This is a genomic window from Dietzia sp. DQ11-71 (assembly GCF_014144995.1).
Taxonomy (GTDB): domain Bacteria; phylum Actinomycetota; class Actinomycetes; order Mycobacteriales; family Mycobacteriaceae; genus Dietzia; species Dietzia kunjamensis.
In genome coordinates, this window is the sequence record NZ_JAALDT010000251.1 from 1 (window position 1) to 8,076 (window position 8,076).

The 8,076-nt window shown below is 68.3% G+C and carries 7 protein-coding genes, 4 tRNA genes and 1 pseudogene; 9 read left to right on the forward strand and 3 right to left on the reverse strand.

Features of this window, described 5'->3' with window-relative positions:
- The 5 genes from mshD to pstB form a co-directional block, all read left to right on the forward strand.
- On the forward strand, positions 1 to 631 hold a 631-nt coding region (gene mshD, locus G6023_RS09545; RefSeq protein WP_182635180.1), incomplete at its 5' end, for a mycothiol synthase.
- A gap of 253 nt (positions 632 to 884) precedes the next feature.
- Positions 885 to 1,991 (forward strand): phosphate ABC transporter substrate-binding protein PstS, encoded by a 1,107-nt coding sequence (gene pstS, locus G6023_RS09550; RefSeq protein ID WP_182635181.1) that lies wholly within the window; start codon positions 885 to 887, stop codon positions 1,989 to 1,991.
- A gap of 77 nt (positions 1,992 to 2,068) precedes the next feature.
- Positions 2,069 to 3,121 (forward strand): phosphate ABC transporter permease subunit PstC, encoded by a 1,053-nt coding sequence (gene pstC, locus G6023_RS09555; RefSeq protein WP_082923668.1) that lies wholly within the window; start codon positions 2,069 to 2,071, stop codon positions 3,119 to 3,121.
- Positions 3,121 to 4,035 (forward strand): phosphate ABC transporter permease PstA, encoded by a 915-nt coding sequence (pstA, locus tag G6023_RS09560; RefSeq protein WP_067712026.1) that lies wholly within the window; start codon positions 3,121 to 3,123, stop codon positions 4,033 to 4,035. Before pstC ends, pstA begins: the two co-directional genes overlap by 1 nt.
- Positions 4,036 to 4,051: 16 nt before the next feature.
- Positions 4,052 to 4,828 (forward strand): phosphate ABC transporter ATP-binding protein PstB, encoded by a 777-nt coding sequence (gene pstB, locus G6023_RS09565; protein ID WP_067712029.1) that lies wholly within the window; start codon positions 4,052 to 4,054, stop codon positions 4,826 to 4,828.
- A 95-nt stretch (positions 4,829 to 4,923) separates the two neighbouring features.
- Here pstB and phoU read toward each other — a convergent pair whose 3' ends face one another.
- The 3 genes from phoU to G6023_RS09580 all read right to left on the reverse strand — a co-directional run bounded on the left by phoU (position 4,924) and on the right by G6023_RS09580 (position 7,099).
- Positions 4,924 to 5,706, reverse strand: a complete 783-nt coding sequence (gene phoU / locus G6023_RS09570; protein ID WP_067712032.1) for a phosphate signaling complex protein PhoU — start codon at positions 5,704 to 5,706, stop codon at positions 4,924 to 4,926.
- A 77-nt stretch (positions 5,707 to 5,783) separates the two neighbouring features.
- The gene (gene dusB, locus G6023_RS09575; protein WP_067712036.1) at positions 5,784 to 6,962 is read right to left on the reverse strand and encodes a tRNA dihydrouridine synthase DusB; all 1,179 of its coding nucleotides are present in this window, start codon (positions 6,960 to 6,962) and stop codon (positions 5,784 to 5,786) included.
- Positions 6,963 to 7,023: 61 nt separating this feature from the next.
- Positions 7,024 to 7,099, reverse strand: a tRNA-Lys gene (locus G6023_RS09580).
- 103 nt (positions 7,100 to 7,202) lie between these two features.
- Here G6023_RS09580 and G6023_RS09585 point away from each other — a divergent pair.
- From G6023_RS09585 to G6023_RS09600, 4 genes and pseudogenes are all read left to right on the forward strand, one after another.
- Positions 7,203 to 7,275, forward strand: a tRNA-Glu gene (locus tag G6023_RS09585).
- 163 nt (positions 7,276 to 7,438) lie between these two features.
- Positions 7,439 to 7,515: transfer RNA gene (locus tag G6023_RS09590), tRNA-Asp, on the forward strand.
- A gap of 49 nt (positions 7,516 to 7,564) precedes the next feature.
- Positions 7,565 to 7,638 (forward strand) — tRNA-Phe (locus G6023_RS09595).
- Between the two features lie 87 nt (positions 7,639 to 7,725).
- Positions 7,726 to 8,076 (forward strand): annotated as a pseudogene (locus G6023_RS09600) (arabinosyltransferase domain-containing protein); the annotation flags it as partial.

Here is an 8,076-nt window from a genome sequence, read left to right on the forward strand (position 1 = left end):
CGCGATGTGGGCGCACGGTGACCTGCCGTCCGCGCGGGCCCTGGCAGAGGGCCTCGGGCTGGCGCGGACACGCGAACTGCTGAAGATGCGCCGGCGCGCCGCCGGAGGGCCCGCGCTTGCGGATCCGCACCCGTCCGGGGGGATCGAGACAGGAACCCTCGCCGAGGCCGCGTCGGAGGGCGGGTCGCGGTGGCCGGGGATGGACACCCGGGAGGAGTTCCTCCGCGTGAACAACGCCGCGTTCTCGTGGCATCCGGAACAGGGGGGCTGGACGCGAGAGCAGCTCGACGACCGGCTCGGCGTCGACTGGGTGGATCCCGGCGCGGTCTTCCTCGCCGTGGACGCCGCGGGCGAGACGCCGCGGCTGGCCGGATTCCACTGGACGAAGACAGTCGCCGAGCCCGGGCAGCCGGTCGAGGGCGAGGTCTACGTGGTCGCCGTGGACCCGTCTGACCAGGGCAGGGGCCTGGGCGGTCTGCTCACCGCCGTCGGGGTCGAGCACCTCGAGGGCCGGGCCGGGGCGGAGTCGGTCGTCCTCTACGTGGAGGGCGACAACCTCCCGGCCATCCGCACCTACGAGAGGCTCGGTTTCGCCGTCGAGCACCGAGACGTGACGTACGCCTCGCGCTGAATTCCGCGGCGGTCCCGAGGCGAGATCTCAGGATCACCCCAGGTGGGGTACCGCGGGGGGAGGGACGTCTGTCCGGGTGAACAGCCCATGACCAGGGAGTTCATCTCGGGTTCACCTACGTCCTCGGCGTTGTTCACGTCCGCACCCTAGGTTCTCTCCACGTCGGATCGGCGCGTCCCGGTCCGACCCTGCGACCCAGTCGCCGACAACGTGACCCGGTGGAGGTCTCCACCGGATGAACCAAGGAGATTCTGTGGACCTCAAGCGCACCGGTGCCCTGCTCGGGCTGGCCGCCCTGACGACGGCCGGACTGGCCGCCTGCTCCGACGACAACGCGGGGACCAACGACACCGCCCAGAACGTCGCGGGCGTCGAGTGCGAGGGGAAGCCCAACCTCAATGCCTCGGGATCCTCGGCGCAGAACAACGCCATGACGATCTTCGCCAACTCCTACGCCACGAGTTGTGAGGGACAGACCATCGACTACAACTCCAACGGCTCCGGCGCCGGCGTGAAGGAGTTCATCGGTGGACAGACCGACTTCGGCGGTTCCGACTCGGCGCTGAAGGAGGACGAGTACCCCCGGGCCGAGCAGCGTTGTGAGAGCCCCGCGTGGCACCTTCCGGCGGTCTTCGGTCCGATCGCGGTGGCCTACAACCTCGACGGGGTCGAGCTCAGCCTGTCGGGCTCCACCATCGCCCAGATCTTCAACGGTGAGATCACCACGTGGAACGACCCGGCCATCGCCGCGGAGAACGAGGGAGTGGAGCTCCCCGAGCAGGACATCACCGTGATCTTCCGCTCCGACGAGTCGGGTACGACCGACAACTTCCAGAAGTACCTCGTGGCCGCGTCCGACGGCGCGTGGACCCAGGAGGCCGGCAAGACGTTCAACGGCGGCGTCGGCGAGGGCGCCAAGGGCAACGAGGGCGTCTCGGCCGCGATCGGCCAGACCCCGGGGACCATCACCTACACCGAGTGGTCCTACGCCAAGAACCAGGGCCTGTCGATGGCCAAGGTCATCACGCCGGCGGACGCCGAGGGCGTGGAGCTCAACGCCGAGACCGCGGGCACGACCATCGACTCCGCCAAGCTGCAGAACGAGGGGACCAACGACCTGGTGATCGACACCTCGTCCTTCTACGTCCCTGAGGCCGCGGGGGCCTACCCGATCCTCATGCCGACCTACGAGATCGTCTGCTCCGAGTACCCCGACGCCGAGACCGCTGCTGCGGTCAAGGCCTTCCTGAACGTCGCCGTCTCCGAGTCCGTGCAGGGTGAGCTCGAGGGCGAGGGTTACATTCCGGTTCCCGACGCCTTCCGTGGCAAGCTGACTGACGCGATCGACGCGATCAAGTGATAGCCCGGTCGCTGTCCCCGTCCGCGGACGGGGACGGCGACCGACCTCATACAGACCCCCGGAAGACTGAAGGTCCCATGACTGTGCACGACTCCGTCGAACGAGACGTCGACAAGACCGCCGGCCGCCGCGGTGAATGGTCGGAGGACGACCACCCGGGGGCCGGGGGCCGGGGAGACGGCCCACGGGGCCTGCTCACCAACGGGTCGTCCCGGAATATCGACTCCGTCTTCCGGTCGGTCACGGTCGCGGCGGGCGCGATCATCGTCGGGCTCATCGCGCTGATCGGCATCGTGCTGGTCCTCCAGGCGGTGCCCTCCATCCTCCAGGACCAGGTCAACTTCTTCACCAGTTCCGAGTGGAACACGACCGATCCCGACAACCTGAGGTTCGGCATCCTCGACCTGTTGAAGGTCACGGTCCTGAGCTCGGTCTTCGCACTGCTGCTCGCGGTGCCCGTCGCGATCGGGATCGCGACGTTCCTCGTCCAGTACGCGCCACCCCGGATCTCCCGGGCGCTGTCGGCGATGATCGACCTGCTGGCGGCCGTCCCGTCGATCGTGTACGGGATGTGGGGACTCATCGTCCTCGGCCCGTGGATCACCCCCTTCGCCACCTGGCTCAACGAGAACCTGGGGTGGTTCTTCCTCTTCGCCGACGGGAACGTCTCGATCGCCGGAGGCGGGACCATCTTCACCGCGGGCATCGTGCTCGCGATCATGATCCTCCCGATCATCACCTCGATGTCCCGCGAGACGATCCGTCAGACCCCGTCGTTGCACCAGGAGGCCGCTCTGGCACTCGGCGCGACGAAGTGGGAGAAGATCCGGATGACGTGCTTCCCCTACGCCAAATCGGGCATGATCGCCGGGTCGATGCTCGCCCTCGGCAGAGCGCTCGGTGAGACGGTGGCGGTGCTCATCATCCTCCGTGCCTCGAGCTCGGCCAGCGGCCTCTCCCTGTTCGACGGGGGCTTCACGTTCGCGTCCAAGATCGCTTCCGGGTCCGCGGAGTTCAACAACCCGATGTCGACCGGGGCCTACATCGCCGCCGGGCTCGTGCTCTTCCTCCTCACGTTCATCGTCAATCTCATCGCGCGCTCGGTGTCCGGTGGAAAGGTCAACGGCTGATGTCCCAGGTAACCCCCGACCTCGCACGACCGGCCAAGCCGTCCGAGACCTTCCTCCCCGTCTCCGGTGGGCGGAAGGCGAAGAACTCCGTGGCGACGGTCGTGTTCACCCTGTCGTTCATCGTCGCGGTGATCCCGTTGATCGCGCTGCTCTACAAGGTGGTCTCCGCGGGGGCCGAGGCGATCATCAACCCGAACTGGTGGACGAACTCGCTCTTCCTGGTATCGCCGTCGTCGCTCGCCGGCGGCGTCGGTCACGCCATCTACGGCAGCCTCGTCCAGGCGCTCATCGCGGCCGTCATCTCGATCCCTCTGGGTATCGCCGCCGGGATCATGCTCGTGGAGTATCCCGACTCCACGCTGGCGCGACCCACCACCCTCATGGTCGACGTCCTCGCCGGCGTTCCCTCGGTGGTCGCGGCGATCTTCATCTTCGGCATCTGGATCACGATGCTGCAGTTCGAGTTGAGCGCCTTCGCTGTGGGACTCGCGTTGGTCCTGCTCATGATCCCGCTGATCGTCCGCTCCACCGAGGAGATGCTCAAGCTCGTCCCGGATGAGTTGCGTGAAGCCTCGTACGCGTTGGGGGTGCCCAAGTGGAAGACCATCACCAGCGTGGTCATCCCCACCGCGCTGTCGGGGATGATCTCGGGCATCTTCCTGGCGCTCGCCCGGGTGATGGGGGAGACCGCGCCCGTGCTGATCCTGGTGGGGTACACCGCGAGCTACAACTACGACCTCTTCCAGGGCAACATGGCCTCGCTGCCACTGCTGATCTACAACCAGCTGTCCAACCCCAACGACGCCGGTCAGTACCGCATCTGGGGCGCGGCCCTCACGCTCATCCTCATCATCGCGCTCGCGAACGTTCTCGCGGCGTTCGCTTCCAAGGCGCTCGCGCCGAAGACCAAGTAAGGACACATCGGTTCAGATGGCAAAGCGACTCGACCTCGAGAACGTCGATATCTTCTACGGTGACTTCCACGCGGTGAAGGACGTCGACCTCCACGTCCCGCCCCGGTCCGTGACCGCGTTCATCGGCCCTTCCGGATGTGGCAAGTCCACCGTGTTGCGCTCCCTCAACCGGATGCACGAGGAGATCGCCGGGGCCTACGTCAAGGGCTCCATCAAGCTCGACGGGGTGGACATCTACGACAAGAAGATCGACCCCGTCGCCGTCCGGCGGACCATCGGGATGGTCTTCCAGCGCCCCAACCCGTTCCCCACGATGTCGATCAAGGAGAACGTGGTCGCGGGGCTCAGGCTCCAGGGCGTCAAGAACAAGAAGACCCTCGACGAGGTCGCCGAGAAGTCGCTGCGCGGTGCGAATCTCTGGAACGAGGTGAAGGACCGCCTCGACAAGCCCGGTGGTGGGCTCTCCGGCGGCCAGCAGCAGCGTCTGTGCATCGCCCGCGCGATCGCCATCGAGCCGCAGGTACTCCTGATGGATGAACCCTGTTCCGCGCTCGACCCGATCTCGACACTGGCCGTGGAGGACCTCATCGCCGAACTCAAGAACGAGTTCACGATCGTGATCGTCACCCACAACATGCAGCAGGCCGCCCGCGTGTCCGATCAGACCGCGTTCTTCTCCCTCGAGGCCACCGGCATGCCGGGGCAACTGGTCGAGGTCAACTCCACGGAGAAGATCTTCTCCAACCCGGACAACAAGCAGACCGAGGACTACGTGTCCGGCCGTTTCGGCTGACCCGTCCCGGCGCTCACACGGACGTCACTGCCCCGGTACAGGCCTCGAGGCCGGCACCGGGGCAGTGACGTTCCCCCACGTCAGGTCGCGATGTGTCAAGAGTCCCCGGCGGTGCCGTCCCGGCCCGTGGCCTCGTGGCGGGCGATGCGCTCCTTGAAGGTCCGGTCCGTCTCGTTGAACTGGCGCACCAGTTCCTCGCTGGAGGGGGACGGGCGCTCGGGGTCGTCCTCGGGGACGGTGGCGTACTCGCCGGTCGCCAGGAAGATCACGCGCTGGGCGACCTCCACGGCGTGGTCGGCGAAGCGCTCGTAGTACCTGCCCAGGAGGGTGACGTCGACCGCGCAGGCGACGCCCCACTTCCACTCCCGGACGGTGAGCAGGGTGAACAGATGGCGCCGGAGGTCGTCGACGGCATCATCCTGCCGTGCCAGCGTGGCCGCCTGCTCGGCATCACGGTTGAGGAGGACCTCGGTGGCGGAGCGCCCCAGTGAGACCGCCACCCGGCCCATCTCGGCGAGGTAGCCGTTGACGGGCTCCGGCAGGACCGGCTCGGGATGGCGACGGCGGACGATCTTGGCGACGTGTCCGGCGAGGGTGCCCATCCGGACGAGGTCCTGCACGAGCTGGATCGACGTGACCACCTGTCGCAGGTCCCGCGCGACGGGCGCCTGGAGGGCGAGCAGGGCGAAACCCCGCTCCTCGTTCTCGGTCGCCAGCCTGGACATCTCCGTCGCGGACTCCAGGACCTTCTCCGCGGCGACGAGGTCGACCTGGAGCAGGGCGTGGGTCGCCAGCTCCATGTCATCGGTCGCGAGGGAGCACATCCGGGCCATGGACGTGGCCAGGCCCGCGAGTTCTTCGGAGTAGACAAGACGCATGTTGCCAGAATACGCGCATGTCAGGGCGGTCACCGCCGGTGCGGTGAACGACCGGTGAACATTCGTCCGCGGCGGGCTCAGCCGCCCGAGTTCTCGGCGTCCGCGCCCTCGAGCGCGGTGGCGTCGTCTTCCGGGTCATCGAGCCAGCCCTCGGGCAGCAGCACCTTGGAGGGGGAGCCCTGACGCCCCCGCGGTCCGTACCCGTCGGCCGGGAAGGGCTCGTCGGCGGGAAGGTCCGCGAGCAGCTCGGCCAGGTCGTCCAGGGTGCGGACGGCGGACAGGCCGACCCGTTTCTCCGATCCGGCCGGGAAGCCCCGGAGGTACCACGCGACGTGCTTGCGGATGTCGCGCATCCCCTTGTCCTCGCCGTGGTGCTGCGCGAGGAGTTCGCCGTGGCGGTACATGATGCGCGCGACCTCGCCCAGCGCGGGCGGGGTCGGCGCCTCACGACCGTCCAACCGTGCGGCCAGTTCGGAGAAGAGCCACGGACGGCCGAGGCAACCGCGGCCGATCACCACGCCCGCGCAGCCGGTCTGTTCACGCATCCGCACGGCGTCCTCGGCGGAGAAGATGTCGCCGTTCCCCAGCACCGGCACATCCGAGACCGCGCCGACGTGCTCGACGAGCCGGGAGATCTGCGACCAGTCCGCCTCCCCGGAGTACCGCTGGGCGGCCGTCCGTGCGTGGAGCGCGACGGCCTGCGCGCCCTCCTCGACGGCGATGCGGCCGGCGTCGAGATGGGTGTGGTGGGCGTCGTCGATGCCGACGCGCATCTTCACCGTCACCGGGATGTCGGTGCCCTCGGTGGCGCGGACCGCCGCGGCGACGATCGAGCGGAACAACCGGCGCTTGTAGGGGATGGCGGACCCGCCACCACGTCTGGTGACCTTGGGCACGGGGCACCCGAAGTTGATGTCGATGTGATCGGCCAGGTCCTCGTCGACGATCATCTTGGCGGCCGCGTAGGTGTACTCGGCGTCGACCGTGTACAGCTGCAGACTGCGCGGCGACTCGTCCGGGGCGAAGGTGGCCATGTGCAGCGTCCCGGGCTGGCGTTCCACCAGGGCGCGGGCGGTGACCATCTCGCAGACGTACAGGCCGGACACCGAGCCCTGCTGGTCACGCTCGATCTCGCGGCAGAGCGTGCGGAACGCGACGTTGGTGACCCCGGCCATCGGCGCCAGGACGACGGGGGACGCGAGCTCCAGGGGGCCGATGCGCAGTGCGGGGGCCGCGGCGGCGGTGGGTGCGGACATGACCCCGATTCTCCCAGCGGGGCGCGAGCAGGTCCAATGGGCCCGCGCGCCGGGCGGTACATGGTGCCCCCAGTCGGGCTCGAACCGACGACCTGCGGATTAAAAGTCCGTAGCTCTACCAACTGAGCTATAGGGGCGACGGTCACGATACCGTCCTCGTGTGCGGTTGGTTTATCCGCCCGGTGGGCGGTGCCCTACACTGGACCCCGCTGCGGACCGGGGCACCCGGACGTGGCGTGGGCCCCCTTCGTTTAGCGGCCTAGGACACCGGCCTTTCACGCCGGCAGCGCGGGTTCGAATCCCGTAGGGGGTACACATGGTCGAGGTCCCGGTCACCGTCAGGTGGCCGGGACCTCGTGCATTCATGGCCCGCGTGCCTCTGTCGCGACCCTGACGTGCTCGGATACGGCTGGCAGGGGGCCGATTTGCGCAAAGGTCCGGCGGTCCACTAATGTTCTTTCTCGTGCGAAGAGCACGGCCCTGTGGCGCAGTTGGTTAGCGCGCCGCCCTGTCACGGCGGAGGTCGCGGGTTCGAGTCCCGTCAGGGTCGCCAGAGACATACCGGCGCATTCGGTGTTCACCGGGTGCGCCGGTGGTCTTAGGGCCAGGTAGCTCAGTTGGTACGAGCGTCCGCCTGAAAAGCGGAAGGTCGTCGGTTCGATCCCGACTCTGGCCACAACACCGACGAACGCGTCGGAGGGAACCCCCTCCGGCGCGTTCGTCGTTTCGGGGAACGTCCTCCCCTCGTTATAGCGTGGACGCCATGCCATCGACTGCCGCCGAGGTCCCTGACGTGCCGGAAAAGTCCCGTAGGGGACCTCGGTGGGGGATCGTCGCCGCCGTCAGCGGACTCGTCGGCATCCTGCTCGCGATCATCGTGCCGCTGCTGCCGGTCACGCAGACCACCTCCACCGTCAGCTGGCCCGAGGCGGGCACCCTCGAGCCGGTCACCGCGCCGCTCGTCGCGTACTACCCGCTCGACCTCACCGTCGAGGTGCCGTGCACGGCCGTCGGGCAGTTGCCCGACGGCCGCGAGGACGGCGTGCTGGTCTCGACCGCGCCCCGCGAGGCGGGGGAGAACGCGGCGGCCCGCGCGCTCATGGTGTCCGTGGCC

What these genes read in the sequence shown, in the direction of transcription:
- pstC (WP_082923668.1), top strand. Translation starts at nt 2,069, where the DNA reads ATGACTGTGCACGACTCCGTCGAACGAGACGTCGACAAGACCGCCGGC.
- pstA (WP_067712026.1), top strand. Translation starts at nt 3,121, where the DNA reads ATGTCCCAGGTAACCCCCGACCTCGCACGACCGGCCAAGCCGTCCGAG.
- pstB (WP_067712029.1), top strand. Translation starts at nt 4,052, where the DNA reads ATGGCAAAGCGACTCGACCTCGAGAACGTCGATATCTTCTACGGTGAC.
- phoU (WP_067712032.1), bottom strand. Translation starts at nt 5,706, where the DNA reads ATGCGTCTTGTCTACTCCGAAGAACTCGCGGGCCTGGCCACGTCCATG.
- dusB (WP_067712036.1), bottom strand. Translation starts at nt 6,962, where the DNA reads ATGTCCGCACCCACCGCCGCCGCGGCCCCCGCACTGCGCATCGGCCCC.